The organism is Micromonospora sp. CMU55-4, from assembly GCF_011602315.1.
GTDB classification, from domain to species: Bacteria; Actinomycetota; Actinomycetes; order Mycobacteriales; family Micromonosporaceae; genus Micromonospora; species Micromonospora chalcea.
The window spans coordinates 1-26,039 of record NZ_JAAOLH010000011.1 but is presented as its reverse complement, the minus strand read 5'-3'; the positions used below and the strand labels follow the sequence as shown (position 1 = coordinate 26,039).

The window sequence follows — 26,039 nt, the reverse complement described above, 5'->3', positions numbered from 1 at the left end:
CCCAGAAGGGGCGTCCGTATCGCCCCAGCAGAGCCGGATGCGTGTGAGGATGGGGTCATGTCGCACGGCGAGGAACTGTTCGCGCTCGGCGGGGACGTGACGACGGAGCCCAGCTTCGAGTCCGCCCTGCGGGGGTACGAGAAACGGCAGGTCGACCGCTACGTCGCTCGCGCGGAGCACGAGATCGCGGCGCTGACGACCGAGCGGGAACAGGCGTACACGCAGATCCACAAGCTGGCCGGTCAGGTCGAGGTGCTCCAGCGCGACCTGGCCCAGGTGCGCAAGCAGGCGGCGGTGGTGGACCGGGCGTCGTTCCGGCACCTGGGCCCGCGTGTCGAGCAGATCCTCACCATGGCCGAGGAGCAGGCCGACGACATCCTCGCCGCCGCCAACGAGGAGATCGAGGCCCGCCGGGCCGCCGCCGAGCACATCGTCGAGGAGGCCCGGGAGCAGGCCGCCCAGGCGCTGAAGGACTTCGAGATCGCGCTGGCCGCCCGCCGGAGCGAGGAGGAGCGGCACACCGCCGCCCGCAAGGCCGAGGCCGAGGCCACGCTGAAGGCCGCGAAGGACGAGTCGGCGACGCTGCGCAAGAGCGCGCAGGACGAGTCGGAGAAGATGCGCGCCGCCGCCCGGGACGAGGCGGAGAAGCTGCGCCGGACCGCCCAGGACGCGCTGGCGAAGGCCCAGCAGGAGGCCACCCAGCTCCGCGACACCGCCAAGGAGATCCACTCCCGGGCACAGCAGGAGGCCGCCCGGCTGCGCGAGACGGCCAAGGAGGCGCTGGCGAAGGCCCAGCAGGAGGCGAACCAGCTCCGCGAGGCGGCCAAGGAGGTGCACGCCAAGGGCCAGCAGGAGGCCAAGCGGCTCACCGACGCCGCCGCCGAGGCCGGCCGGGCCACGCACGCCAAGGCGCTCGCCGAGGCCAAGAAGATCGTGGACGACGCGGAGGAGGCGGCCAAGGCCACCCGCGGCCGGGCCCGCACCGAGGCCAACCGGCTAACCACCGAGGCCGCCGAGGCCGGCAAGCGCAACCGCGCCGAGGTCGAGGCGTACGTGCAGCGCATGCGCACCGAGACCGAGGCGTACGTGCAGCAGTCCCGCGCCCAGACCCAGCAGGAGCTGGGCGCCTGGCGGGCCGGGGTGGAGAAGGAGGTCGCCGAGCGGCGGGACAGCGCCGAGAAGGAGCTGGCCCAGCGCCGGGCCGCCGCCGAGCAGGAGTTCGCCAAGCGCCGCGACGAGCTGGACAAGCAGCACGCCAAGCGGCAGGAGGAGCTGGAACAGGCGTACACCACGCGCCGCGACGAGATCGAGCGCACCGCCGCCGACGTCCGGCAGGCCGCCGAGGCCGACGCGCTGAGCATGCGGCAGCAGGCCGAGCTGGAGGCCGCCGAGCTGCTGCGCCGGGCCGAGGCGGATGCCGGCGCGCAGCGCCGCAAGGCCGACGAGCACGTCGCGGCCTCGCGCCGCCAGTTCGAGGAGTACGCGGCCACCACCCAGCAGCACCTCGCCACGACGCAGCAGCACCTGGCCGCGACCCAGCAGGAGGTGGCCGCCGGCCGGCAGCAGCTCGCCGGTGTGATGCTGGAGATCGCCAAGGCGCAGCAGGAGCTGGCCGACCTGCGTACCGAGACGTGGAAGTCGCGGCAGGAGTCCGACGACCTGCAGCGGCAGCTCGCGGATCTGCGGCGCGACGCCGACTCGGCCGGCATCACGGCCACCCCGGTCGACCCGGACGACCTCGCCGCCGCCTCCACCGGCCGGTCCACGGACGACGGCACGCCGGCCGCCGAGGGCACGTTGGTCACCAGCGGCGCGGAGAGCGCCGGCGACACCCCGGCCGGCGGAGGTGCGCCGGTGGCCGCGAAGGGCACCGCCACCGCGGTCCCCAACGGCGCCGGGCCGGCCACTGGTGACGGCGAGCCCGCCGAGGCGGGCAAGGCGAAGCCGGTCGGCGAGCCGGTGACCACGATGGACTCCCCCGGCGGGGCGGGCGTCGACGGCGAGCCCACTGTTGCCGCCGTGCCGGGTGAGGGCGGGCGGGGCGCCACCCCCACGAAGATCACCAGCACCGGTGAGAACGGCAAGCGCCCGACCAAGCCGACCACCGACGAGCGCAGCGCCAAGCCCAGCACGGTGACGGTCGACAAGGACTGACCCACCCGCCGCACCCGGCGGGACGGCCCGGCCGGAAGCGGTGGTGGGATGGTCGGGGCGGACGGCGAGGACTACCCTGCGGGCAGAGGGCCGCGCGTCGGCCGTGGACGGCACCGGCGGGCGAGCCGGCAGCGCGGAAGCCGGGAGGCACGGGTGTCGCAGGAGGTCTCCGCCGCCCCTGATGACGAGGCGGCGGCCGTGAACCCCACCGGCGAGGCGGAACCCGCGCGCGACGCCACGACCGCCGTCGGCAACCCGCGAGCCGGCACGGACACGGACAGCGAGCGGCCGACCGACGTCGAGCCGGCCGAGTTCGAGCCGAGCGGCCGGTTCGGCGTGCCGGGGCGCCCGCTACGGCGCAGCGCCTTCCTGATCGGCTTCACCGGCGCGCTCGGCGTGCTGCTGGCGTACGCGCTGTTCCTGGGCGTGCGGAACGCGGCCGGCATCCTGGTGCTCGTGGTGATCGCGCTGTTCCTCGCGGTCGGCCTGCACCCGGCGGTGGTCCGGCTGCGCAACTGGGGCCTGCCGCGCGGGCTGGCGGTGGCGGTCGTGACACTCACCCTGCTGCTGCTGATCGTCGCCGGGCTGCTGGCGCTGGTGCCGCCGGTGGTGACCCAGTCCGGCCAGTTCATCCAGCAGCTACCCGGGTACGTCGAGGAGCTGCGCCGCAACCCCACTGTCAACGACCTGGTGATCCGCTACGACGTGATGGAGCGGGTCCAGGCGGCGGCGAACGCGGACAACGTCGGGCGGGCGCTCGGCGGGGTGCTCGGCGGCGCGCAACTGATCTTCGGGACGCTCTTCCGCCTGCTCACCGTGCTGGTGCTGACGATCTACTTCCTGGCGTACTTCGACCGGCTGCGCGAACTCGGGTACGCGCTGGTGCCGCGCTCGCGCCGGGAGCGGGTCCGGCTGATCGGCGACGAGATCCTGACCCGGGTCGGCGCGTACATGGTGGGCGCGCTCGCCATCGCGGTGCTGGCCGGGGTCAGCACGTTCGTGTTCGCGCTGGCGGTCGGCCTGCCGTACCCGTTCGCCCTGGCCGTGGTGGTCGCGGTGACCGACCTGATCCCGCAGATCGGCGCGACGCTGGGCGCGGTGGTGGTGACGCTCGTCGGGCTCGCCACCGACCTGCCGGTGGGCATCGCCTGCCTGGTGTTCTTCGTGGTCTACCAGCAGGTGGAGAACTACCTGATCTACCCGAAGATCATGCGCCGGGCGGTCTCGGTGAACGAGGTGGCCGCGTTGCTGGCCGCGCTGCTCGGGGTGGCGCTGCTGGGCGTGGTGGGCGCGCTCATCGCGATTCCCACGGTGGCCGCGTTGCAGCTGATCCTGCGCGAGGTGGTGCTACCCCGCCAGGACGCCCGCTGAGCCGTTACTCGGCGCGCCGCTGGGCCGGGCCGGGCACCGGGGTGTCGGCGAACGCGGCGACAGTGCGGTCCGCGTACGCGCTGACGTCGCCGGTCTCCATCGGGCCGTCCCAGCTGGTGGGCAGCGGCAGCGGTACGCCCGGGGCGACCCGCCGGACGATCTCGTCCAGCACCTTCTCCGCGTCGCCGACCCAGAGGTGCTTGGCGCCGTCCACGCCGACCACCTCGGCCTGCGGGACGGCGGCGAACCGCTGCCCGGCCTCCTCCGGCCGCAGGTAGTCGTCGAACTCGGGGACCAGCGCGGTGAGCGGCTTGCCCGTCTCGGCCCAGACCGCCAGGTCCTCCGGGGCGGAGTAGCGCAGCGGCGGGGAGAGCAGGATCGCGCCGGCCACCGCCGGGTCGCAGCCGTACTTCAACGCCAGGTCGGTGCCGAACGACCACCCGACCAGCCAGATGTTCGGCAGTTCGTGGAACTCGGCGTACTCGATCGCGGCGGCCACGTCGAACTTCTCGCCGACGGCGCCGTCGAAGGCGCCCTCGCTGGTGCCGCGGACGCTGCTGGTGCCCCGGGTGTTGAACCGGAGCACGGCCAGGCCGGCCAGCGCGGGCAGCCGCCACGCCGCCTTGCGGAACACGTGGCTGTCCATCATCCCGCCGTGGGTGGGCAGCGGGTGCAGGCAGACCAGGGTGGCGGACGGCTCACCCTCCAGCGGCCGGGCCAGCTCACCGACGAGCGTCAGCCCGTCGGCGGTGTGCAGCTCGATGTCCTCCCGGCGGCCGGGCAGGATCGACGACGCGCGAATCGGAGTGCTCACGCCTGCCAGTCTCCCGTGTCGGCGGCCCCGCCGCCCAGTGGGACGGGAACCGGGTGATCCAGATCGCTCAGCCGTAGCGCGGGGCGCCCCGGCCGCGCTGGAGGTTCGGGCCGCGCCGGTCCCGGGCCCGCCAGCAGCCGGAGTGCCAGTGCCGGCGGTCGGTCAGGTCGCCCCGGTCGTCGGCCGGCCAGGCCACCAGGTGCGCCACGCCCGGCCGGATCTCCTGGTCACAGCCGGGACAACGGTACGTCTTGACCGATGCGCCGCCGCTGATCGCGCGTACCTGCCAGTCGCCGTCGCGCCACTGCTGCACTGTCGGCACGCCGTGGCGGGCACGCTCGGCGTCCAGGCCGGGGTCTTCTTCCCGGCGGGGCCGGTTGCGACGGGGGCTCACGGTCACCAAGCGTACGGGCCGCCGGCCGGACCGGCCCGAGCGATCTTGGTACGGGTACGCCCTTCCAAGGGCCGTTCCGTACCAAGATCGCTCGCGTGGCCGGTCAGGGCCAGGTCTGCGGACGGGTGAGGTCTGCCGCCACCTTCGCTCCGGTCAGCACGGCCGCCGCGTCGGCCTCGGTGAAGTTCACCTGCCCCGGGGGTCCCTCGCCGGGGAAGGGCCAGGCGAAGTCGACTGTCAAGCGCACCTTGGGCAGGCCGAGCAGTTCCAGGCGGTTGCCGTTCGGATAGCGGAAGCCCGGGCGGCCACCCAGGTCACGGTTGCTGGCGCGGCCCTTGTCCTCCCCCATCTCCGCCCCGTAGATCAGCCGCAACCACATGGTCGAGGAGGGCGCCCGGGCGACGGTGAGCTGAACCGTGAGGCCCTTCGGAAAGGCGGCCGCGTCCACCGCGCATGCCGTCACCGCCGCGTTCGCCGGCAACGTGGTCAGCCGCACCGGCCCGGTGCATCGCCGGGCCTCGTCCCAGCGCACCAGGCCGGCGACCCGGTCCAAGGCGGCCACGTCACCGCGAAGCGTGGCGGCCCGGGCGTAGAGACCGGGGAAGGGCTGCCATGACTTGACCAGACCGTCGGTACCGGCGACGCGCAGCACGCCACCGTCGAATTTCAGCCGGCCGCTGACGGCCTGCACCGGGAAACCCTCGATCGAGGTGTCGTCGAGCGCCTTCGCCACCGGACTCACCTCGAGCAGGACCGGCTGTCCGCCGTCGGCGCTGAGTCGGATCGACTCGACCGCGTTCGAGCTGTGGACGGACCAGCCCAGGTAGCGGGCCCGGGTGGTGTCGACGCCCAGGTGCAGCACCTGCGGATCGGTACCGACCAGATCGGGACGCTGAAGCGCCCCGGGCACCCCGTCGGCGAGCGGCGGCACCGGGGGTGGCGCCACCTCCGGCGTCGCGGCCGTCCAGGGCATCCGCCCGGCCAGCCCGCCCACGTCCGCGCGTACCACGCCGGTGAAGCCGAGCACGCCGACCAGGGCGAGCGCGGTGCCGGCGGTGACTCGGCGGCGTACCTGCCGGCGCCGGCCGAGCGCGCGCGAGCGGCGCAGCAGGCGTCCGGTGTCTGTCTCGCCCTCGGCGTGCTCCCGCAACACCGAGACGATTCGCTGGTCGAGGTCGGTCACAGCCGGCTCCCCTTGGTCATCGGGACGCCGCAGCGCTCCCGGAGGTGGGCGAGCGCCCGCATCGCGTGGGTGCGGACGGTGACCGGGGAGCAGTCGAGGATCTGGGCGATCGTGGCGTCGTCCAGGTCCTCGTAGTAGCGCAGCACCAGTACGGCGCGCTGGCGGTCCGGGAGGGCGCGGATCAGCCCCCACATCTCGTCCCGGTCCGCCGCCTCGCCGCCGAGGTCGCCGCGTTCGGGCCGGTCGGCGAACGTGTCGACGGCCAGCTCATGGCTGGACCGCCGCCGCCACCAGGACGTGTTGGCGTTGACGAGCATCCGGCGCACGTACACGTCGGGCCGGTCGGCCCGGGCGATCTTGCGCCAGTGCACGTACGCGCGGGCCAGCACGTCCTGGGTCAGGTCCTCGGCGCGGTGCGCGTCGCCGGTCAGCAGCCGGGCCAGACGCAACAGCGCCGGGCCGCGGCTGCCGACGTACTCCTCGAAGGTCACACCTCGAAGACGCCGTCACCGGGCCCGGCTGTTGACGACGGTCAGCGCCGGGTGTGGTCGCGGAACCCGCGGCCGGACTTGCGGCCCAGGTAGCCGGCCGTCACCAGGTGCTCCAGCAGCGGCGCCGGGGCGAAGCCGGGCTCGCGCAGCTCCAGGTACAGCTCCCGCTGGATGGCCAGCGAGACGTCCAGGCCGACCACGTCGAGCAGCTCGAACGGGCCCATCGGGTAACCGCAGCCGAGCTTCATCGCGTAGTCGATGTCGTCGGCGGTCGAGTAGCTGGCCTCCAGCATCCGCACCGCGTCGTTCAGGTACGGGAAAAGCAGCGCGTTGACGATGAAGCCGGACCGGTCGCCGCAGACCACGCCGGTCTTGCCGAGCGTCGCGCAGACCGCGCGGGCGGTGGCCGACGTCTCGGCGGAGGTGCGGATGGTCCGCACGATCTCCACCAGCGGCATGATCGGCGCCGGGTTGAAGAAGTGCAGGCCGATCACGTCGGCCGGGCGCTGGGTCGCCATCGCCACGTCGATCACCGGCAGCGACGAGGTGGTGGTGGCGAGCACGACGCCCGGCTTGCAGATCTCGTCGAGGCTGGCGAACAGCGCCTTCTTGACGCTCAGCTCCTCGATCACGGCCTCGACCACCAGGTCGACGTCGGCCAGGTGGTCCAGCGTCGCGGACCAGGTGATCCGGCCCAGCGCGGCGTCCCGGTCGGTCTCGCTGAGCTTGCCCCGCACCACGCCCTTGTTGAGCGAGGTCTTCACCGTTTCGCAGACCTTCGCGGACTTCTCCGCGCCCCGGGTCACCGAGATGACCTCGTAGCCGGCCTTCGCGAAGACCTCGATGATGCCGGTGGCCATGGTGCCGGAGCCGACCACGCCGACCTTCGCGATGGCGCGGGCGCCGTCGGCGAGCGCGGCGTCACCGGCCGGCGGCGTGTACTCGTCGGGTACGACCTTCGGCGAGCCCGGCCGCTCGTAGGTGTAGAAGCCGCGACCGGACTTCCGGCCGAGCAGCCCGGCGGTGACCATCTGCTTGAGCAGCGGGGCCGGGGCGTGCCGGCGGTCCCGGCCACCGCGCCGGTACATCGTGTCGAGGATCTCGTACGCGGTGTCCAGACCGATCAGGTCCATCAGCGCCAGCGGGCCCATCGGCAGGCCGCAGCCGAGCTTCATGGCGGCGTCGATGTCCTCGCGGGTGGCGTAGCGGGCCTCGAACATGCCGACCGCGTGGTTCAGGTAGCCGAACAGCAGCGCGTTGGCGATGAAGCCGGCTCGGTCGCTGATCGTCACGTCGACCTTGCCGAGCCGCTCGCAGAGCGCCTCCACGTCGGCGACCACGTCGGCCGAGGTGACCACCGTGCGGACCACCTCGACCAGCTTCATCACCGGGGCCGGGTTGAAGAAGTGGATGCCGATGACCTGGTTGGGCCGGGAGGTGGCGACGGAGATCTCGGTGACGCTCAGCGAGGACGTGTTGGTGGCCAGGATCGCCTCGGGCTTGCAGACCCGGTCCAGCTCGGCGAAGATCCGCTGCTTGAGGTCCAGGTGCTCGGGCACCGCCTCGATCACCAGGTCCACGTCGTGCAGCGCGTCCAGCCCGACCCGGAAGTCGACGCGCGCCAGCAGCGCGTCCCGCTCGGCCTCGGCGAGCTTGCCCTTGGCGACGGCCCGGTCGGTGGAGCCGGTCAGCGTGACCCGCCCCCGCTCCAGGGCGGCCTCGGAGATCTCGACGGCTGTGACATCGAGGCCGTTGCGGGCGAACACTTCCACGATGCCGGCACCCATGGTGCCCAGACCCACCACGCCCACCCTGGTGAACTCCCGCGCCACGACCGGCCTCCCCTGGCTCGACTCCGCCGTCCGCGACATGAACGGCCGCTAAGGTTATGCGCCGGAGTCTGCCACGTGACGCTGTGTTGTCGAGACGCCGTGGGATATTTCACGCACCGCGCCTCAGTCGGTGGCGTTCTCCCCGGCCAGCGCCAGCAGTTCGGCGACGAACTCCGCCGGCCGCTCCAGGTGCGGACTGTGCCCGCACCCGGGCAGCACCACCTCACGGTACGTCCCGCCGGCCGCCGCGTACCGGTCCAGCACCGCGCGGGTCTGCCCCACCATCGGCTGCGGCGGGCACTCCTGCGGGCCCGGCCAGCCGGGCACCACGCCGAGCTGACCGAGGTACGCCAGGTCGAACAGCGAGGTGTCCGAGACGATCACGTCGGCGTCTCCGCGTACCCAGGTCACCGGCGGCTTGACCGGCACGGCGACCAGCTCGTCGGCGAGCCGGAAGTGGGCCGGGGCCAACGCGTTGAGGACGCCGCGCGGCCCGGCGGCGGTCCCCGGCCAATGCGCCGAGGCCACCGCGGTGCCCGGGTAGTTGTCGTCCCCGGTGGCGGTGGTCAGCATGCTGTCCAGCAGCAGGTCCTCGTGCTCGCCCAGCGAGGCCGGGTCGGCCACGTACGCGGAGCGCAGCACCGCCCGCGGGCTGGTCGGGCCGTCGGCGCTCCGGTCACCGGCGGCGAGCCGCGCCACGAAGTCCGGGTTCGCGCCTCCGGCGCCGGTCCCGGCGAAGTCGGGCGTGGTGGGGTTGCCGTCGAGGTCCCGGGTGCCGCCGAAGCCGTACGGGGACACCGGCGCCTCCAGCAGCAGCCCGGATACCCGCTCGGGGTGGCCGACGAGCAGCCGCATCGCCACGCCGCCGCCGAGCGAGTGCCCGGCCACCACCGGCCGGGCGCCGGGCGGGAACAGCCCCGGGACGTCCAGCAACGCGGCCACGTCGTCGGCGAAGTCGTCGAGCCCCCTGGTGGCGTCAACGGGTGCGGTGTCGGTCTCGCCGTAGCCGCGCAGGTCGGGGGCGACCACCCGGAGCGTGTCCGGCAGCCGGGCGAGCAGCGGTTCCCAGAAGGCGGAGGAGGAGACGTTGCCGTGCACCAGCAGGACCGGTACGCCGTCCGGCGGACCGGCCACGCGGACCGCCTGGGTGATGCCGTTGGCCTGGACCGTGAGCCGTGCGCTGCGCATCCGCGCATGCTGGCACGCCCGCCCGCCCCCGGTCCATGTCCCCCACCCCCACACCGCCCCACCCGACCATGGCGCGCACCCCCGCCCTGCCACCGCGTCGATCATGAAGTTGGCGGCGACAAATCGGACGCAGAACACCGCCAACTTCATGATCGACCGGGCCTGGGAGCGCCAACCCGCCCCAGCCCACCCTCCGCCGGTCGCGGCGCGGCGGTCGCGGCGCGGCGGTCGCGGCGCGGCGGTCGCGGCGCGGCGGGGCGCCGCGCGGCGCGGCGGTGATCAAGGAGTTTGCGTCACCACGGGAGCCGTTTCCGTACCCAAACTCCTTGATCACCGCGAATGGGTGGGGCGGGGAGGGTGGGGAGGTGGCGGGTGGTGGGTGGTGGGTGGTGGGTGCGCGGCCGGGGGCGGCGCGGGCGTGAGGGGTCAGCGGGGCCCGGGAATCGGCGGCACTCAGTGGCCCGCGGGTTCAGCGGATGCCCGAGGTCTAGCTCACGTCGGCCGGCTGCGCCTCGCGCGCCTCGATCGGCCGGCGGGGCGCCGGGACCGGCAGCGGCAGGGTGGGACGCTGGTCGCGGCGCAGCGCGCCGAAGCTCATCCCGACCGGGTCGGTGCGGGCCACGCCCGGGTCGTAGAGGCGCAAATCCGTGCGGCCGAGCCGGACCACGTCGCCGTCGGCGATCGCCACGCTGCCGGTGACCCGGGTGTCGTTGAGCCAGGTGCCGTTGGTCGAGCCGAGGTCGGTGAGCAGCACCCCCTCGGGGGTGGCCCGGACGGTGGCGTGCCGCCGGCTCAGGTGCGGATCGGCGAGCACGATGTCGGCGGTCGGCGCCCGGCCGATCACCTGCGCGTCCTGGCCGACCCGGAACGTGAGCCCCCGCATCGCCCCGCCGGACACCGTCAGCAACGGCATCAGCTCAGGATGCTCCTCCATGGACAGTCGACCTCCACCCCACATCGCCCCGCGGCGTCAGCCTGCCACCTCACCGTAGTGGCTTGCACCACCGCGCGGTCACCCCCGCGACCCCGGCCGGTCATCTCCCGTTCGCCGTTTCGGACGGCATCTCCGTCGATGCGAGGGCTGATCGTCCGCGCAGCGTACGGCGCGTGCGACGCCTACCGGCGAGTAATCCTCGGGTCTAGACTTCGGCCATGACCGCTGTGCATGTGCCGGGCGCCCCGCTCATCTCCGAAGGTCGGCTGGTGTCGACCAGCCCGGCCACCGGCGCCGAGGCAGGCAGTTTCCCGCTGGCCTCCGAGGCGGACGTGCGTGCCGCGGTCGACCGCGCCCGCGCGGCCGGCGACTGGTGGGCCGGGCTCGGCTTCGCCGGCCGGCGCTACCGTCTCCAGCGCTGGCGTGGCGTGCTCGCGCGGCGGATCGAGGAACTGGCCGACCTGATGCACACCGAGGGCGGCAAGCCGGTCGGTGACGCCGTCGTGGAGATCCTCACCGCGCTGGAGCACATCGACTGGGCGGCCCGCAACGCGCAGCGGGTGCTCGGGCCGCGCCGGGTCCGTTCCCGGCTGGTCCTCGCCGAGTTCACCGGCCACCTGGAATACCAGCCGTACGGCGTGGTGGGCGTGATCGGCCCGTGGAACTACCCGGTCTTCACCCCGATCGGCTCCGCCGCGTACGCGCTCGCGGCCGGCAACGCGGTGGTCTTCAAGCCGAGCGAGTACACCCCGGCGGTCGGTCAGTGGCTGGTCGACAGGTTCGCCGAGGTGGTGCCGGAGCAGCCGGTGTTCCAGGTGGTGCACGGGTTCGGCGCGGTCGGCGCGGCGCTGTGCCGCTCCGGCGTCGGCAAGGTCGCGTTCACCGGCTCGACCGCCACCGCGAAGCGGGTGATGGCAGCCTGCGCGGAGACGCTCACCCCGGTGCTGCTGGAGGCCGGCGGCAAGGACGCGATGATCGTGGACAGCGACGCCGACCTGGACGCCGCCGCCGACGCGTGCGTGTGGGGCGGAATGACCAACGCCGGCCAGACGTGCATCGGCATCGAGCGGGTCTACGCCGTCGACCAGGTCTACGACGCCTTCGTCGAGAAGGTGGTGGCGAAGGCCGGGCGGCTGACTGTCGGCCCCGACGGGACCGACCTCGGCCCGATCACCATGCCGTCGCAGATCGACATCATCCGCCGGCACATCGACGACGCGCTCAACCGGGGCGGCCGGGCGGTGCTGGGCGGCCCGGAGGCGGTCCAGCCGCCGTACGTGCACCCGACCGTGCTGGTCGACGTGCCGGAGGACTCGGCCGCCGTGCAGGAGGAGACGTTCGGCCCGACGCTCGTCGTCAATCGCGTCCGGGACGTGGACGAGGCGGTCGAGCGGGCCAACGCGCTGCCGTACGGGCTCGGGGGTTCGGTCTTCGGCCGGGCGCGGGCGGTGGCGGTGGCGCGGCGGCTGCGTTCCGGCATGGCCTCGGTCAACTCGGCGCTGACCTTCGCCGGCATGTCGACGCTGCCGTTCGGCGGCGTCGGCGAGTCCGGCATCGGCCGCATCCACGGCGAGGAGGGGCTGCGCGAGTTCGGCCGGCCCAAGTCGGTCACCCGCCGCCGGGCCCGGTCGCTGCTGCCGGCGATGACGTTCGAGCGCACCCCGGCCGACATCGCCCGCATCGTCAAGATCGCCAAGCTGATGTACGGCCGGGGCCGCTGAGGCGGCGCCTCAGAACAGCGTCAGCTCGTCGCGTTCGATGCCGCGCAGCTTGTCGTAGTCGACCACCACGCAGCGGATGCCGCGGTCGGTGGCGAGTACCCGGGCCTGCGGCTTGATCTCCTGCGCGGCGAACACGCCGGCCACCGGCGCGAGCAGCGGGTCCCGGTTCATCAGCTCCAGGTAGCGGGTGAGCTGCTCCACGCCGTCGATCTCGCCGCGCCGCTTCACCTCCACCGCCACCGCGCCGCCGACCGCGTCGCGGCAGAGCAGGTCGACCGGCCCGATCGCGGTCATGTACTCGCGGCGGACCAGCGTGAAGCCCTCCCCCAGCGTCTCCGGGTTCGCGGCGAGCAGCTCCTGCAGGTGCGCCTCGACGCCGTCCTTGCGCAGGCCCGGGTCCACGCCCAGCTCGTAGGACGTGTCCTGGAAGATCTCCTCCAGGGTGATGCGCAGCTCCTCGCCGGCCTTGTTGACCACCCGCCAGACGCCTGGCGCCTCCTCCAGCCGGCAGGGCGGGCTCATCCAGTTCAACGGCTTGTAGGCCCGGTCGTCCGCGTGGATCGACACCGAGCCGTCCGCCTTCACCATCAGCAACCGGGTCGCCGGGGGCAGGTGGGCCGAGAGCCGTCCGACATAGTCCACCGAGCACTTCGCAATCACCAACCGCACCCGCCGAGGGTAGCCGAGGCCCCGGCGGACGCCGACGAGCGCCACTGGCGTACCGGTGCCATATTGAGATCGTGCTCGAAGTCCTCACCGGTTCCGGTCTGGCCGCCTCGGCGGGCCTGAACGCCTACATCCCGCTGCTGCTGATGGGGCTGCTGTCCCGCTACACCGACCTGGTCGAGCTGCCCAGCGGCTGGCAGTGGCTCGGCAACGGCTGGGTGGTGCTGATCCTCGCCGTCCTGCTCGCGGTCGAGGTGGTGGCCGACAAGGTGCCTGTGGTCGACCACGTAAACGACGTGGTGCAGACGGTGGTCCGGCCGACCGCCGGCGGGCTCGCGTTCGGCGCGGGCGCCGGCTCGGAGACCGTCACCGTCAGCGACCCGGACACGTTCTTCTCCTCGCACCAGTGGGTGCCGGTCGTGGTCGGCGTGCTCATCGCGCTCGGCGTGCACCTGCTCAAGGCCGCCGCCCGGCCGGTCATCAACGCGACCACCGCCGGGGTGGGCGCGCCGGTGGCCAGCACCGCCGAGGACGCGACGAGCGTCGTCATGTCGGTGGTGGCGCTGCTGCTGCCGGTGCTGGTCCTGGTGTTCCTGCTCGGCCTGGTGTTCTTCGTACCGTGGCTGTTCCGCCGCCGCCGGGAGCGGCGACGGGAACGCGCCGCGGCCCGCGCGGCCGGCTTCCGCGTCTGACCCGCGCGGGCTCCCGAAACCTCTAAAATCGGGGCAAGAAACCCAAGGAGGTACGGGAGATGACCGCGTCGTTGGAGATGCCCCGGGTCCAGGAGTGCGCCGTCCGGTCCTGCGCCTACAACCACACGAACGACTGCCACGCGTTCGCCATCACGATCGGCAGCAGCGACCACGCCCACTGCCACACGTTCGTGGAGATGCCGGTGCGCGGCGGCCTCGACCAGTTGGTCGCCCAGGTCGGCGCGTGTTCGCGCGCCGACTGCCGGCACAACGCCGCCCTGGAGTGCCACGCCCCGGCCATCACCGTCGGTCCCGACATGGACATGGCCGACTGCATGACCTACCAGAGCCGCTGACCCACCCGTCCGGAGGCGCCGTCCGCATGGAGGCGCCGCTCTCGCGCGCGAGTGTTAAGAAGGGGCCCCTTCCCTACCGGAGGCGTTAATAAGGGGCCCTTCCTTTCACGACAGGGCGTTGGCCTCGCGGATCACCGTCACCAGCTCGTCGATGATGCCGGTGAGCGCGAAGTCCTTCGGCGTGAACACCCGGGCCACCCCGGCGGCCCGCAGCGCCTCGGCGTCGGCGGCCGGGATGATCCCGCCCACCACCACCGGCAGGTCGCCCCGACCGGCCGCGCGCAGCCCGTCCAGCACCGCCGGCACGGCGGCCAGATGCGAGCCGGACAGCACGGAGAGCCCAACCAGGTCGACGTCCTCCTCCACGGCGGCCGCCACGATCTGCCCGGCGGTCAGCCGGATGCCCTGGTAGACCACCTCGAACCCGGCGTCGCGGGCGCGTACCGCGATCTGCTCCGCGCCGTTGGAGTGCCCGTCCAGCCCCGGCTTGCCGACCAGCAGCCGCAGCCGGCCGCTGCCCAGCTCCCGCGCGGTGGCGGCGACCCGCTCCCGCACCCCGGCGAGGGTCGCGTCACCGGCCGTCCCGACCGCCCCGGCCAGGCCGGTCGGCGCGCGGTACTCGCCGTACACCTGGCGCAGCGCGCCCGCCCACTCGCCGGTGGTGACCCCGGCCCGTACACAGGTAAGCGTCGCCGGCATCAGGTTCGCCGTGGTGGCGGCGTCGGCGCGCAGCCGGTCCAGCGCCGCCTCGACAGCCGCCGCGTCCCGGTCGGCCCGCCACCGGCGTACGCCGTCGGTGGCCGCCTCCTCGACGGCCGGGTCCACCTGCTCGATCGCCTCGGCGCCCGCTGCGGTCAGCGGGGACGGCTCGGTCTCGGTGAACCGGTTGACGCCGACCACCACGTCCGAACCGGACTCCATCCGGCGACGGCGCTCGGCGAGCGAGGCCACCAGCGCGCTCTTGAGGTAGCCGGACTCGACGGCGGTGACCACGCCGCCCATCTCCAGCACCTTCTCCAGCTCGACGCGGGCGCCGGAGACGATGTCGTCGACCAGCGCGGTCATCACGTGCGAACCGGCGAACAGGTCCGGGTACTCCAGCAGGTCCGACTCGTACGCCAGCACCTGCTGCATGCGCAGCGACCACTGCTGGTCCCACGGGCGGGGCAGACCGAGCGCCTCGTTCCAGGCGGGCAGCTGCACGGCCCGGGCGCGGGCGTCGCGGGACAGCGTGACGCCCAGCATCTCCAGCACGATGCGCTGGATGTTGTTCTCCGGCTGCGCCTCGGTCAGGCCCAGCGAGTTGACCTGGACGCCGTAGCGGAACCGGCGCTGCTTCGGGTCCGCCACGCCGTAGCGGTCGCGGGTGATCTCGTCCCAGAGCGCGCCGAACGCGCGCATCTTGGCGATCTCCTCGACGAAGCGCACCCCGGCGTTGACGAAGAACGAGATCCGCTGGACCACGTCGCCCATCCGCTCGGGCGGCACCTGGCCGGAGTCGCGCACGGTGTCCAGCACGGCGACGGCGGTGGCCAGCGCGAAGCCGACCTCCTGCACCGGCGTGGCCCCGGCCTCCTGGAGGTGGTACGAGCAGATGTTCACCGGGTTCCACCGGGGCATCTCGCGCAGCGTGTACGCGATGACGTCGGCGGTCAGCCGCAGCGAGGCCGCCGGCGGGAAGATGTACGTCCCCCGGGACAGGTACTCCTTGATGATGTCGTTCTGCGTGGTGCCGGCGCAGCGGCTCAGCTCCGCGCCCTGCTCGGCGGCGACGGTGCCGTAGAGGCCGAGCAGCCACATGGCCGGGGCGTTGATGGTCATCGAGGTGTTCATCTCGGCGAGCGGGATGCCTTCGAACAGCGCCCGCATGTCGCCCAGGTGCGCCACCGGCACGCCGACCCGGCCCACCTCACCGGAGGCCAGCTCGTGGTCCGGGTCGTACCCGGTCTGGGTGGGCAGGTCGAAGGCGACCGACAGGCCGGTCTGCCCCTTCGCCAGGTTGCGGCGGAAGAGCGCGTTGGTGGCCGCGGCGGAGGAGTGCCCGGCGTACGTGCGCATCACCCACGGGCGGTCCCGCTCGGGCAGCCGTCCCGGCATCGCGTCGTCCATGGCCGGAGTTTAAGTTACCGTTTAGTAAAAGAGAGTGTGGAAAACCACACAACCCCAGGCCCGCGACGGTGGGCCGGCCGCACACACCGGCCCACCGTAAGGGTCATTCGCTGCGGGCGGTCTCCGGGCCGGTGATCCGTTCCAGCAGCGGCAGCGTGGCCGCGATGACCGCGAGGCAGCCCAGCACGCCGAGGGCCACCACAGCGGCGAACCCGATCCCCGGTACGCGCAGGTCGTACTGCATCTGGGCGCGCAGGAACAGGTGTGCGGCGACCAGTCCCATCCCGACCGCCACCACGGCGACGGTCAGCAGCGGCACCACGCTCTCCAGGGCCACCACCCGGCGCAGCAGCCGAACCGGGGCGCCGCTGAGCCGCAGCAGGCTGAACGGCCGCTTCCGTTCGCTGAGGCCGGCCGCCACGGCCACGGCCAGGCTGCACCCGGCGAGCACGAGACCGGCCACCACGACGATGTCGGCCAGCCGCTGCCAGCCCCGCATGGTGTCGGCGAAGTCGGCCTCGAAGTCGCCGGGCACGTTCGGCGCCACGTAGAACGTCGGGAACGCGGCTTCGAGGACCGTCCGGGCCCGCTCCACCGCGACCGGATCCTCCGCCTCGACCGCCACCGAACCCGCCGGGAGTCCCGCGAGGGCAGCCGGGTCCACCGGGGACGACGGCCAGATCCGGTCGGCCGAGGCGGACTCCCGCCAGGGGATCAGGTCCGGCGGCACCTCGGCGACGTTCGCCCCGGCGGCACACCGCCCGTAGGCGGGCGGGATGTCCGCGCAGGCGATCACCCCGGAGTCGCGGCCGTCACCGCGTACCGGGTTCTCCCGGACGAGCACCGGGTTGCGGACGCCGGGCACCGCCGCCAGGTCGGCCAGCAGCGTGCCCGGCACCGGCGGGTCGTCAGTGAGCACCATCGACAGCCGGCCGGCCTCCAGCGACCCCCGGGGCGCCGGACCGCGCTCGTACGTGATCGTCCCCATCACACCGACGGCCACCGTGGTGACGAACAGCGCGAGCATCACCCCGCTGACCGCCCGGAAACCGGCTGCCGGGTTGTCGGCGAGCCGGCGCGCGGCGATCAGCGCGGCCGGGCGGCCGGCCCGGGCGGCCAGCACCTTGGCGCCGACCATGGTCAGCCAGGGGCCACCGGTGATCAGCCCGACCATGACCAGCAGCAGCGCGGGCAGGAACAACGCGGTCTGACCGTCCGACGTGGGCGGCCGGTACACCAGGGCGAAGCCGAGCCCGGCCAGGCCGAGCGCGAGCGGGATCAGCCGGTACACCCGGGGCGGCCGGGGCGTGACGCGGCGGGTGACGCCGAGCGGGGAGATCCGTACCCGGCGCAGCGCGACCCAGGCCGCGGCCGCCGCGCCCGCCGGCACGCCGAGGGCCACCAGGAGGGCCTCCGGCGCACCGATGGCCATGTCCCCGGGGAAGAACGGCATGCCGGTGAACGGGATGCCGGCGAGCTGGCTGCGGAACGCGAAGAACACCGCGAAGCCGACCGACGCGCCGGCCGCCGCCGCGAGCGCGGCCTCGACGGCCGCGACCGCCGAGATCTGCCGGGGCGTGGCCCCGACCAGCCGCATCGCGGCGAACCGCTGCTCCCGGCGGGCGGCGCCGAGCCGGGTCGCCGTGCCGATGAAGACGAGTACGGGGAACAGCAGTCCGCCCGCCACCACGCCGAGGATGAGGTCGACCGCGGCCCCGGGCAGCGGAGCGCTGTTGCCGTCGAGCCGGGTGACCTTGCGGACCTGGTCCAGCCCGCCCACCTGCTCCGGGGTGCCGCCGACCAGGACGAGCAGGGTGTCCGGTGAGGTGAGCGCCGCCGGCCCGATCTCGCCGAGGTCCCGGCCCGGGTAGCGGTCGGCGAGCTGGTCGGCGGGGGTGGTGGCCAGCAGCTTCCGCAGCGCCGGGGAGGCGTAGAACTCGCCGGGCCCCGGCGCGCGGGGAACGCCGACCGGCGTGGGCGCGTCCGGACCGGTCGCGGCGACGTCGACGCGGACGATCTGGTCGCCCCGGAAGTAGTCAAACCGGGTCGACCACAGCAGCGGGTCGGCGGACCCGCCCGCCGTCTCCTGCGGGTACATCGACGCGTAGCGGGTGAGCTGGGCGTCGGTGGCGTTCACACCGGCAAGCGTGGTGAGCAGCAGCCCGGTGCCGACCGCGACGGCGGCGGCGATGGCGACCAGCCGGAGCAGCGCCTCCCGGCCACCGGCGACGGCGAGCCGGAGCGCCAGCCCGATCACGAGACGACCCCGGCGGGCGCGTTGACCCGGCCGTCGCGCACCATGACCTCGCGGTCGGCGTACGCCGCGATGCGCGCCTCGTGCGTCACCAGCACGACTGTGGTGCCCTTCTCACGGGCGGCGTCCACCAGCAGCGTCATCACCTCCTCGCCGGTGAGCGAGTCGAGCGCGCCGGTGGGCTCGTCGGCGAACAGCACCCGGGGCTCCACGACCAGGCCGCGTGCCAGCGCGACCCGCTGGGCCTGCCCGCCGGACAGTTCGCCCGAGCGGCGGTGCTCCATGCCGGCCAGGCCGAGCCGCTCGAACCAGCCCCGCGCGGCGCGCAGCGCCGGAGTGCGGCGGACACCGCGCAGCAGCAGCGGCAGCGCCACGTTCTCGGCCGCGGTGAGTTCCGGTACGAGCTGCCCGAACTGGAAGACGAAGCCGAAGCTGTCGCGGCGCAGCGTGCTCCGGTCGGCCTCGCCGAGCGTGTCGATCCGGGCGCCGTCGAACCGGACCTCGCCGGAGTCGGGGCGCAGGATGCCGGCCAGGCAGTGCAGCAGCGTCGACTTGCCGGAGCCGCTCGGTCCCATCACGGCGACCACCTCGCCGGCGGCCACGGCGAGGTTCGCGCCGCGCAGGGCGGGTGTCTCGCCGAACGCGTACGTGACGTCACGTGCCTCGATCATCGGGCTCATGGCCGTACCGCCTTTCTCAGGGCGTCCAGCCGGGCGCCCGTCGTCTCGATCCACCGCAGGTCCGCCTCGAGGTGGTAGAGGCCGTGGTCGGCCAGCATCACGTCGACGAGTTCGCCGCTGCGCTTGATCTCGGTGAGTTCGCGCATCCGGCGCAGGTGCGCGGCGCGCTGGGTGTCCAGGTACTCCTCGGCCGGGCGGTCGAGCATCAGCGCGAGCACGACCTTGGTGAACAGCAGGGTCTGCAGGTGCGGTTCCGGCTCGACCGGCTCGGTCAGCCAGTGCTCCACCTCGGTGGCGCCCAGGTCGGTGATCACGTAGCGCTTGCGGTCGGGCCCCGCGCCGGGAGCCACGTCGCCGACCACCACCTTGCCGTCGCGGGCCAGCCGGCTCAGCGTCGAGTAGACCTGCCCGTACGGCAGCGGCTTGCCGCGTCCGAAGAAGGTGTCGTAGTCGCGCTTGAGGTCGTAGCCGTGGCTCGGTTCGCGTTCGAGCAGCCCGAGCAGGGTCAGGGGAACCGTCATGAGCAGAGACTACACCGGGTGTATACCTCGCGTATATAGCTGACCCGGCAGCGGAACGGGCCACCGCACGACGCACACTTGACGGCATGGAGAACGAGCTCGCGATTTCCGTGCGAGGGCTGCGCAAGGCGTACGGCGACAACGTCGCCGTGGCCGGGGTGGACCTGGACGTCCACCGGGGCGAGGTGTTCGCCCTGCTCGGCCCGAACGGCGCCGGCAAGACCACAACGGTCGAGATCCTGGAGGGCTACCGCCAGCGCGACGCCGGTGAGGTGCGCGTCCTCGGCGCCGACCCCGCCCACCCCGACGCCGCCTGGCGCTCCCGGGTCGGCATCGTGCTCCAGGGCACCGGCGAGTTCGACGAGCTCAGCGTCATCGAGGTGGTCCGGCACTTCTCCGGCTTCTACCCGGGCGCCGACGACCCGGACAAGGTGGTCGAGCGGGTCGGGCTGGGCGCCAAGGCCAAGGCGCGTACGCACACGCTCTCCGGCGGGCAGAAGCGCCGCCTGGACGTGGCGCTGGGCATCATCGGCCGCCCCGAGCTGCTCTTCCTCGACGAGCCGACCACCGGATTCGACCCGGAGGCCCGGCGCGAGTTCTGGGAGCTGATCCGGGACCTGTCCGCCGCCGGCACCACGATCGTGCTCACCACCCACTACCTGGACGAGGCCGAGGCGCTCGCCGACCGGGTCGGCGTGATCGCCGCCGGGCGGGTGATCGAGGTCGCGCCGCCCAACCGGCTGGGCAACCGGCAGGAGTCGCTGGCGACCGTCTCCTGGCGTACCCCCGACGGGACATTGGCCTCGGCGGAGACCGCGACGCCGACGGCGCTGGTGTACGACCTGGCCGCGCGCTTCGGCGGCGAGGTGCCCGGCCTCACCGTGACCCGGCCGACCCTGGAAGACGTCTACCTGCGGATGATCGGACACTCATGACCACCACGACGAACCCCGCGGCCCCGGTCACCGCCGCCGTGGCCCGGCGGCCCGGCGCGGGCGCGCTGGCGCTGCGCCAGGGGCGGCTGGAGATCACCCAGTTCCTGCGCAGCCGGGAGTCCGTCGTGTTCACGATGGGCTTCCCGATCATCATGATTCTGATCTTCGCGGCGATCTTCAGCGACGAGATCGCGCCCGGGGTCAGCTACACCCAGTACTTCATCACCGGCATGATCGCGACCGGCCTGATGACAGTCAGCTTCCAGAACCTCGGCATCTGGATCCCGATCGAGCGGGACCGGGGCGTGCTCAAGCGCTACCGCGGTACGCCGATGCCGAAGTGGGTCTGGTTCGCCGGCAAGGTGATCATGGTGGTGGTCATCGGCATCGCCGAGACCGTGCTGCTGCTCGCCGTCTCGGTGGCGATGTTCGACCTGGACCTGCCGCAGACCACCGCCAAGTGGCTGACGTTCGCCTGGGTCTCCGTCCTCGGCGTCACCGCCTGCACGCTCTGCGGCATCGCCATCTCGTCGCTGGCCCGTACCGCCCGCAGCGGCTCGGCGGTGGTCACCCCGGTCGCGCTGGTGCTCCAGTTCATCTCCGGCGTGTTCTTCGTCTTCACCAGCCTGCCCACCTGGATGCAGCAGGTCGCGGCGATCTTCCCGCTCAAGTGGATGTGCCAGGGGCTGCGCTCGGTGTTCCTGCCGGACAGCTTCGGCGCGCGGGAGCCGGGCGGCTCGTTCGAGCTGGGCACCGTCGCGCTGGTGCTGGGCGCCTGGTGCGTCATCGGCCTGGTGCTCTGCCTGACCACGTTCCGCTGGACCACCAAACGCGACGGCTGAGGTGTAAGGAAGGGCCCCCTTTTAACGCCTCCGGTAGAGAAAGGGCCCCTTCTTAACACGCGCCCGGCGGTGGCACACTCGCCGGCATGGCACCCACGCTGACCCGGCGTACCCTGCTCGGCGCCGCCGCCGGCGTGGCCGGCGCCGCGGTGGTCGGCGGTCTGGCCGCCCGGCAACTGGCCGGCCCCCGCCCGGGACCGGCCCCGGCCCTGCCGGACGCCCCGGCCGGCGACGAACGTCTGATCCGCATCGCCTCCGGCGCGCGCGGCCGCGAGGTCGACTTCTGGACGGCGGTGCCCGACGGGTACGGCGACGGCCGCGGCCTGCCCGTATGCCTGGTGCTGCACGGCGCGTCGGCCACCCCGCGCGACTACGGCCGGTTCGGCCTGGCCCGCTTCCTCACCGACGCGGTACGCCGGGGCGCCCCGCCGTTCGCGCTCGCGGGCGCCACCGGCGGGCGGCTGTCCTGGCGCGCCTCCGGTGACGACGACCCGCAGCGGATGGTGCGCGAGGAGGTGCCCACCTGGTGCGCCCGGCGCGGGTTCGACAGCAGCCGGCTGGCCGTGTGGGGCTGGTCGATGGGCGGCTTCGGCGCGTTGCTGCTCGCCGAGACGTACCCGAAATGGCTGCGGATGGCGGCGGCCTTCTCCCCCGCGGTGAGCCCCGGCGACGCGGTCTTCACCGGTGTGGACAAACTGCGCGGCACGCCGGTCGGGCTCTGGTGCGGGCGGCAGGACAACTTCCTCAAGGATGTCCGTGCGCTGGCCCGGGCGCTGCCGGAGGAGCCGGTACGCGCCGCCTGGGCCGACGGGCGGCACAACTTCGGCTACTGGGGCACTGTCATCCCGGACGCGTTCGCGCTGGTCGGCGCCGCGCTCAGCCCGCCCCGGACGTGAACCGCCCCCGGCCGCTCGGGCCGGGGGCGGGACGGGCCGGTCAGTACGAGTAGAAGCCCTGGCCGGTCTTGCGGCCCAGGTCGCCGGCGGTGGCCATGCGCTGGAGCAGCTCCGGCGGGAAGAACTTCTCGTCCGCGGTGTCGGTGTAGATGTTGCGGGTGGCGTTGAGCAGCACGTCCACGCCGGTCAGGTCGACGGTGGCGAGCGGGCCCATGGCGTGGCCGAAGCCCAGCTTGCAGGCGGTGTCCAGGTCCTCGGCGGAGATCACGCCGGCCTCGACGAGCTTGACCGCCTCCATCGCCAGCGCGCAGATCAGCCGGGTGGTGACGAAACCGGCGATGTCCCGGTTGACCACCACCACCGTCTTGCCGATCCCCTCGGCGAACGACTTGACGGTGTCCATGGTCGCGTCGCTGGTCTTGTAGCCGCGTACCAGCTCGCAGAGCTTCATCATCGGCACCGGCGAGAAGAAGTGCGTGCCGACGACCGACTCCGGGCGCTCGGTGGCGGTGGCGATCTGGGTCACCGGGATGGCCGACGTGTTCGTGGCGAGCACCGCGTCCGCCTTGCAGATCTTGTCGAGCGCGCGGAACACCTCGTGCTTGATCTCGATCTTCTCGAAGACCGCCTCGACCACGATGTCCGCGTCGGCGGCGGCCTCCAGGTCGGTGGTCGGCGTGATCCGGGCCAGCGTCGCCTCGACGTCGGACGCCTCGATCTTGCCCTTCTCGGCGAACTTCGTCAGCGACTTCCGGATGCCGTCCACACCGCGCTTCGTGGCCGCGTCGTCGATGTCGCGCAGCGTCACCTGCCAGCCCGCCTGCGCCGCCACCTGGGCGATGCCCGAGCCCATCAGCCCGGCACCGACGACCGCGAGTCGACCCGCCATCTGCTTCTCCCTCGCCGTGTTCTGCAACGTCTGCCAGAACCCTACTTAACGACGGATAAGCACCGGCTGTCAGATGGCCAGGTCCGGTTCCTCCGGCGCGGTCCCGCGCTCCACCTCGACGCCGAGCGCCCGCAGATCCGCCACGAAGTCCGGGTAGCCCCGGTCGACGTGGTGCACGTGCGACACCTCGGTCAACCCGTCGGCGCAGAGCCCGGCGATGATCAGGCCGGCGCCGGCCCGGATGTCCGTCGCGCGTACCGGGGCGCCGGACAGCCGCTCCCGGCCGCACACCAGCGCGTGGTGGCCATCGGTACGGATCTCCGCGCCCAGCCGCATCATCTCGTTGGCGAACATGAACCGGCCGTCGAAGATGTTCTCGGTGATCAGCGAGCCGCCCTCGCTGACCGCCGCCAGCCCGATCGCCATCGGCAGCAGGTCGGTGGCGAAACCCGGGTACGGCAGCGTCACCACGTCCACCGCCTTCGGGCGGTCGTCCATCCGTACCCGGAAGGCGTCACCCCGGGTCTCGACCAGGCCGCCGGCCGCGACCAGCTTGTCCAGCGCGACCTCCAGGTACGCCGGGTCCAGGCCGGTCACCGTCACGTCGCCGCGGGTCATCGCGGCGGCGAACGCCCAGGTGCCGGCCACGATCCGGTCCCCCACCGTGGCGTGCCGGACCGGCTGCAACCCGGGTACGCCGACGATGTGCAGCGTCGACGTGCCGGCCCCCTCGATCCGGGCGCCCATCCGGTTCAGCATGGTGCAGATGTCGACGATCTCCGGCTCCCGGGCCGCGTTGTCGATAGTCGTGGCGCCACGGGCCAGCACCGCCGCCATCACCAGGTTCTCGGTCGCGCCCACGCTCGGGAAGTCCAGCACGATGTCCGCGCCGTGCAGCCCGTCCGGGGCCTCGGCGATGACGAAGCCGTGCTCACCGGAGATCTCCGCGCCCATCCGGGCCAGCCCGGCGATGTGCATGTCCAGGCCGCGTGAGCCGATCGCGTCGCCGCCCGGGTGCGCCACCCGCACGTACCCCCGGCGGGCCAGCAGCGGACCGAGCACGCAGATCGACGCGCGCAGCCGCCGCACCAGGTCGTAGTCGGCCTCCGCGCCCGGCCGTTCCGGCACGTCGATGAGCACCGAGCGGGACCGCTCCACACCGCCGTGGGCCACCATCGGGTCGACCGGGTCGTCCGGCCCGAAACGTACGCCGCAGCCGAGCCGCCGCAGCACCTCGCCCATGATCGCGATGTCGGTGATCCGGGGCACATTGGTGATCAGGCTGCGGCCGGGCGCGAGCAGCGCCGCCGCCATCAGCTTCAGCGCGGAGTTCTTCGCACCCACCACGTGCACGGTGCCGTCGAGCCGGGCGTCACCGCGTACCCGGATGACGTCGACGTCGCTGACCGCCGGATCGCTCGCGTCCCCCGGCCCAACCGGACTCGGCCGGGCCGGGATGGTCAGGTCCGGTATCCGTAGGCTGTGCGTCATGGCCGTCCACCTCACGCGCATCTACACCAAGGCCGGCGACGCCGGCATGACCAGGCTGAGCAACAACGAGCAGGTGCCGAAGACCGATCCGCGCATCGCCGCGTACGCGGACGTGGACGAGTGCAACGCCTCGATCGGCGTGGCGCTCGCCCTGGGGCAGCTCTCGGACGAGCTGCGGGCCGTGCTGGAGTCCGTGCAGAACGACATGTTCGACGTCGGCGCGGACCTGGCGACGCCGGTCGAGCCGGACCCGAAGTACCCGCCGCTGCGGGTGACCGAGGAGTACGTCGAGCGCCTCGAGGGCTGGTGCGACGAGTACAACGCGCGCCTGAGCAAGCTCGACTCCTTCATCCTCCCCGGCGGCACCGCTGGTGCGGCACTGCTGCACGTGGCACGGACGACCGCCCGGCGCGCCGAGCGTGCGGCATGGGCGCTGGTCGCACACGACCCCGATCGGACCAGTCCCCTCCCGGCAAAGTATCTCAACCGGCTCTCCGATTTGCTCTTTATCCTGTCAAGAACGGCAAATCCGAACGGCGACGTGCTATGGGTTCCGGGCGGGAAACGCTGACCATCGGCGGCCTCCATCACGTGGAGGTGTGGGTACCCGACCTGGCGGCGGCCAGTCGTTCGTGGGGCTGGCTTCTCGGCGAGCTGGGCTGGACGCTCTACCAGGACTGGCCCGCCGGCCGCTCCTGGCGGCTCGGCGCGACGTACATCGTGCTGGAGCAGTCACCGGCGCTCACCGGCCGCACCCACGACAGGCGCGCGCCCGGCCTGAACCACCTGGCCTTCCACGCCGGCCCGCCGGCCGCCGTCGAACGCCTGGTCACTGCCGCCGGAGAGTACGGCTGGACGCTGCTGTTCCCGGACCGGCACCCGCACGCGGGCGGCCCGGACAGCTACGCCGCCTACCTCACCGACGGGCAGGGGTACGAGGTCGAGCTGGTAGCGGAGACGTGAAAAGGCCGGCACCCCGTTGGTTCGGGGTGCCGGCCTTTCGCTGTGTCTTACCTCGTCTTAGCTGTTCCAGTGCTTGGCGACGAGGTCGGCGGCCTGCTGTTCCCACTGGGCGTAGTGGTCCGGGTAGGCGGAGACCTGGACGGTCTGGGCGGCCTTGGTCAGGGGCATGTCCTGCCAGCCGTCGACCTGCTTGAGGCCCTTCAGGAACGCGGTGGTGGAGTATTCGGGGTCGGTGATCTGCTCGACCGTGCCCCAACCGGAGGAGGGGCGCTGCTGGAACAGGCCCTGCGAGTCGTGGTCGTTGCGGTCACCGAGGTGGCCGAGGTTCTCCAGCTTCGACTCCTGCAACGCGGTCGCGATCGACACGACCGCGGCGCGCTCGTCCATGCCGGCCTTCTTCGTCGCGGCAATGATCGCCTTCACGTTCTTGGTCTGCTCGTCATTGAGGTCGATGCGGGACTGGGCGCCCTGCACGCCGTGCGGGATCAGCTTGTCACCCTGCACGGTGGCGGTGACCGGCTTTGCCGCGTGGGTGGTGTCGGCCGCGTGGGCGGCGACCGGGCCGGCGAACACGCCACCGGTGAAAGCCAGACCAGCAATACCCAGGATGCTCTTACGCAGAATCGTGTTCATGATGGGGGCTCCATTCGGGGGTCGACACAC

25 protein-coding genes are annotated in these 26,039 nt (G+C 72.9%); 10 read left to right on the top strand and 15 right to left on the bottom strand.

The features are described from left to right. Window positions 1-57 precede the first annotated feature (57 nt). Both HA073_RS19525 and HA073_RS19520 read left to right on the top strand, forming a co-directional pair. Window positions 58-2,154, top strand: a complete 2,097-nt coding sequence (locus tag HA073_RS19525; RefSeq protein ID WP_043328730.1) for a hypothetical protein — start codon at window positions 58-60, stop codon at window positions 2,152-2,154. Between the two features lie 153 nt (window positions 2,155-2,307). Then, the gene (locus HA073_RS19520) at window positions 2,308-3,525 is read left to right on the top strand and encodes an AI-2E family transporter (protein ID WP_069087244.1); all 1,218 of its coding nucleotides are present in this window, start codon (window positions 2,308-2,310) and stop codon (window positions 3,523-3,525) included. Window positions 3,526-3,529: 4 nt separating this feature from the next. On the opposite strand, the gene HA073_RS19515 is transcribed toward HA073_RS19520, so the two are convergent. The 7 genes from HA073_RS19515 to HA073_RS19485 all read right to left on the bottom strand — a co-directional run bounded on the left by HA073_RS19515 (window position 3,530) and on the right by HA073_RS19485 (window position 10,361). Continuing rightward, window positions 3,530-4,339: an alpha/beta hydrolase gene (locus HA073_RS19515; RefSeq protein ID WP_166457012.1), complete on the bottom strand. Its 810-nt coding sequence runs from the start codon at window positions 4,337-4,339 to the stop codon at window positions 3,530-3,532. A gap of 67 nt (window positions 4,340-4,406) precedes the next feature. Further along, window positions 4,407-4,739 (bottom strand): hypothetical protein, encoded by a 333-nt coding sequence (locus tag HA073_RS19510; RefSeq protein WP_069087243.1) that lies wholly within the window; start codon window positions 4,737-4,739, stop codon window positions 4,407-4,409. 97 nt (window positions 4,740-4,836) lie between these two features. Then, the gene (locus HA073_RS19505; protein WP_166457011.1) at window positions 4,837-5,916 is read right to left on the bottom strand and encodes a hypothetical protein; all 1,080 of its coding nucleotides are present in this window, start codon (window positions 5,914-5,916) and stop codon (window positions 4,837-4,839) included. After that, a complete protein-coding gene (locus HA073_RS19500; RefSeq protein ID WP_064447820.1) occupies window positions 5,913-6,407 on the bottom strand; it encodes a SigE family RNA polymerase sigma factor in 495 nt (164 codons plus the stop codon). The genes HA073_RS19505 and HA073_RS19500 overlap by 4 nt, the downstream gene beginning before the upstream one ends. Window positions 6,408-6,448: 41 nt before the next feature. Continuing rightward, window positions 6,449-8,239, bottom strand: coding sequence for a 3-hydroxyacyl-CoA dehydrogenase family protein (locus HA073_RS19495; RefSeq protein WP_064447821.1), 1,791 nt, complete (start codon window positions 8,237-8,239; stop codon window positions 6,449-6,451). A gap of 123 nt (window positions 8,240-8,362) precedes the next feature. Further along, a complete protein-coding gene (locus tag HA073_RS19490) occupies window positions 8,363-9,427 on the bottom strand; it encodes an alpha/beta fold hydrolase (RefSeq protein ID WP_166457010.1) in 1,065 nt (354 codons plus the stop codon). A 487-nt stretch (window positions 9,428-9,914) separates the two neighbouring features. After that, complete coding sequence (locus tag HA073_RS19485) at window positions 9,915-10,361, bottom strand: FHA domain-containing protein (RefSeq protein ID WP_043328712.1); 447 nt, start codon at window positions 10,359-10,361, stop codon at window positions 9,915-9,917. 218 nt (window positions 10,362-10,579) lie between these two features. Here HA073_RS19485 and HA073_RS19480 point away from each other — a divergent pair, with 218 nt between their 5' ends. Further along, window positions 10,580-12,082 carry an aldehyde dehydrogenase family protein gene (locus tag HA073_RS19480; protein WP_166457009.1) on the top strand — a complete coding sequence of 501 codons (1,503 nt, stop codon included), beginning with the start codon at window positions 10,580-10,582 and terminating at the stop codon, window positions 12,080-12,082. A gap of 9 nt (window positions 12,083-12,091) precedes the next feature. Here the strand turns inward: HA073_RS19480 and nucS are convergent, their stop codons facing one another. Continuing rightward, entirely contained in the window at window positions 12,092-12,751 is a 660-nt protein-coding gene (gene nucS, locus HA073_RS19475) for an endonuclease NucS (protein ID WP_030503891.1), read from the bottom strand. Between the two features lie 71 nt (window positions 12,752-12,822). Here nucS and HA073_RS19470 point away from each other — a divergent pair, with 71 nt between their 5' ends. Next, on the top strand, window positions 12,823-13,440 hold the full coding sequence (locus HA073_RS19470; RefSeq protein WP_043328707.1) for a DUF4126 domain-containing protein: 618 nt from the start codon (window positions 12,823-12,825) through the stop codon (window positions 13,438-13,440). A gap of 59 nt (window positions 13,441-13,499) precedes the next feature. After that, window positions 13,500-13,796, top strand: coding sequence for a DUF1540 domain-containing protein (locus tag HA073_RS19465; RefSeq protein ID WP_166457008.1), 297 nt, complete (start codon window positions 13,500-13,502; stop codon window positions 13,794-13,796). Between the two features lie 105 nt (window positions 13,797-13,901). Here HA073_RS19465 and HA073_RS19460 read toward each other — a convergent pair whose 3' ends face one another. The 4 genes from HA073_RS19460 to HA073_RS19445 all read right to left on the bottom strand — a co-directional run bounded on the left by HA073_RS19460 (window position 13,902) and on the right by HA073_RS19445 (window position 19,360). After that, window positions 13,902-15,905 (bottom strand): protein meaA, encoded by a 2,004-nt coding sequence (locus HA073_RS19460; protein WP_166457007.1) that lies wholly within the window; start codon window positions 15,903-15,905, stop codon window positions 13,902-13,904. 103 nt (window positions 15,906-16,008) lie between these two features. Continuing rightward, a complete protein-coding gene (locus HA073_RS19455; protein WP_166457006.1) occupies window positions 16,009-18,162 on the bottom strand; it encodes an FtsX-like permease family protein in 2,154 nt (717 codons plus the stop codon). Further along, window positions 18,159-18,839 carry an ABC transporter ATP-binding protein gene (locus tag HA073_RS19450; RefSeq protein WP_166457005.1) on the bottom strand — a complete coding sequence of 227 codons (681 nt, stop codon included), beginning with the start codon at window positions 18,837-18,839 and terminating at the stop codon, window positions 18,159-18,161. Before HA073_RS19450 ends, HA073_RS19455 begins: the two co-directional genes overlap by 4 nt. After that, a complete protein-coding gene (locus HA073_RS19445) occupies window positions 18,836-19,360 on the bottom strand; it encodes a PadR family transcriptional regulator (protein ID WP_069087235.1) in 525 nt (174 codons plus the stop codon). The genes HA073_RS19450 and HA073_RS19445 overlap by 4 nt, the downstream gene beginning before the upstream one ends. An 86-nt stretch (window positions 19,361-19,446) precedes the next feature. Between HA073_RS19445 and HA073_RS19440 the strand changes: the two genes are divergently transcribed. From HA073_RS19440 to HA073_RS19430, 3 genes are all read left to right on the top strand, one after another. Beyond that, window positions 19,447-20,295 (top strand): ABC transporter ATP-binding protein, encoded by an 849-nt coding sequence (locus HA073_RS19440; RefSeq protein ID WP_043328681.1) that lies wholly within the window; start codon window positions 19,447-19,449, stop codon window positions 20,293-20,295. Beyond that, window positions 20,292-21,137, top strand: a complete 846-nt coding sequence (locus HA073_RS19435; RefSeq protein WP_166457004.1) for an ABC transporter permease — start codon at window positions 20,292-20,294, stop codon at window positions 21,135-21,137. The genes HA073_RS19440 and HA073_RS19435 overlap by 4 nt, the downstream gene beginning before the upstream one ends. An 86-nt stretch (window positions 21,138-21,223) precedes the next feature. After that, entirely contained in the window at window positions 21,224-22,033 is an 810-nt protein-coding gene (locus HA073_RS19430) for an alpha/beta hydrolase family protein (protein ID WP_064447827.1), read from the top strand. Window positions 22,034-22,073: 40 nt separating this feature from the next. Here the strand turns inward: HA073_RS19430 and HA073_RS19425 are convergent, their stop codons facing one another. After that, a complete protein-coding gene (locus tag HA073_RS19425; RefSeq protein WP_069087232.1) occupies window positions 22,074-22,922 on the bottom strand; it encodes a 3-hydroxyacyl-CoA dehydrogenase family protein in 849 nt (282 codons plus the stop codon). A gap of 69 nt (window positions 22,923-22,991) precedes the next feature. Then, window positions 22,992-24,413 (bottom strand): UDP-N-acetylglucosamine 1-carboxyvinyltransferase, encoded by a 1,422-nt coding sequence (gene murA / locus HA073_RS19420; RefSeq protein WP_064447829.1) that lies wholly within the window; start codon window positions 24,411-24,413, stop codon window positions 22,992-22,994. Here murA and HA073_RS19415 point away from each other — a divergent pair. Continuing rightward, window positions 24,412-24,984 carry a cob(I)yrinic acid a,c-diamide adenosyltransferase gene (locus tag HA073_RS19415; RefSeq protein ID WP_043328669.1) on the top strand — a complete coding sequence of 191 codons (573 nt, stop codon included), beginning with the start codon at window positions 24,412-24,414 and terminating at the stop codon, window positions 24,982-24,984. The two genes, murA and HA073_RS19415, sit on opposite strands and share 2 nt — an antisense overlap. Then, window positions 24,960-25,376 carry a VOC family protein gene (locus HA073_RS19410; protein WP_043328666.1) on the top strand — a complete coding sequence of 139 codons (417 nt, stop codon included), beginning with the start codon at window positions 24,960-24,962 and terminating at the stop codon, window positions 25,374-25,376. The genes HA073_RS19415 and HA073_RS19410 overlap by 25 nt, the downstream gene beginning before the upstream one ends. A gap of 57 nt (window positions 25,377-25,433) precedes the next feature. Here the strand turns inward: HA073_RS19410 and HA073_RS19405 are convergent, their stop codons facing one another. Beyond that, window positions 25,434-26,009, bottom strand: coding sequence for a hypothetical protein (locus tag HA073_RS19405; protein WP_166457003.1), 576 nt, complete (start codon window positions 26,007-26,009; stop codon window positions 25,434-25,436). Window positions 26,010-26,039: the final 30 nt, after the last annotated feature.

Coding starts and splice junctions, on each gene's coding strand:
- HA073_RS19415 (WP_043328669.1), top strand. CDS start 24,412: ATGGCCGTCCACCTCACGCGCATCTACACCAAGGCCGGCGACGCCGGC.
- HA073_RS19525 (WP_043328730.1), top strand. CDS start 58: ATGTCGCACGGCGAGGAACTGTTCGCGCTCGGCGGGGACGTGACGACG.
- HA073_RS19480 (WP_166457009.1), top strand. CDS start 10,580: ATGACCGCTGTGCATGTGCCGGGCGCCCCGCTCATCTCCGAAGGTCGG.
- HA073_RS19405 (WP_166457003.1), bottom strand. CDS start 26,009: ATGAACACGATTCTGCGTAAGAGCATCCTGGGTATTGCTGGTCTGGCT.
- HA073_RS19485 (WP_043328712.1), bottom strand. CDS start 10,361: ATGGAGGAGCATCCTGAGCTGATGCCGTTGCTGACGGTGTCCGGCGGG.
- HA073_RS19490 (WP_166457010.1), bottom strand. CDS start 9,427: ATGCGCAGCGCACGGCTCACGGTCCAGGCCAACGGCATCACCCAGGCG.
- HA073_RS19460 (WP_166457007.1), bottom strand. CDS start 15,905: ATGGACGACGCGATGCCGGGACGGCTGCCCGAGCGGGACCGCCCGTGG.
- HA073_RS19465 (WP_166457008.1), top strand. CDS start 13,500: ATGACCGCGTCGTTGGAGATGCCCCGGGTCCAGGAGTGCGCCGTCCGG.
- HA073_RS19435 (WP_166457004.1), top strand. CDS start 20,292: ATGACCACCACGACGAACCCCGCGGCCCCGGTCACCGCCGCCGTGGCC.
- HA073_RS19445 (WP_069087235.1), bottom strand. CDS start 19,360: ATGACGGTTCCCCTGACCCTGCTCGGGCTGCTCGAACGCGAACCGAGC.
- HA073_RS19425 (WP_069087232.1), bottom strand. CDS start 22,922: ATGGCGGGTCGACTCGCGGTCGTCGGTGCCGGGCTGATGGGCTCGGGC.
- HA073_RS19450 (WP_166457005.1), bottom strand. CDS start 18,839: ATGAGCCCGATGATCGAGGCACGTGACGTCACGTACGCGTTCGGCGAG.
- HA073_RS19430 (WP_064447827.1), top strand. CDS start 21,224: ATGGCACCCACGCTGACCCGGCGTACCCTGCTCGGCGCCGCCGCCGGC.
- murA (WP_064447829.1), bottom strand. CDS start 24,413: ATGACGCACAGCCTACGGATACCGGACCTGACCATCCCGGCCCGGCCG.
- HA073_RS19410 (WP_043328666.1), top strand. CDS start 24,960: ATGGGTTCCGGGCGGGAAACGCTGACCATCGGCGGCCTCCATCACGTG.
- HA073_RS19440 (WP_043328681.1), top strand. CDS start 19,447: ATGGAGAACGAGCTCGCGATTTCCGTGCGAGGGCTGCGCAAGGCGTAC.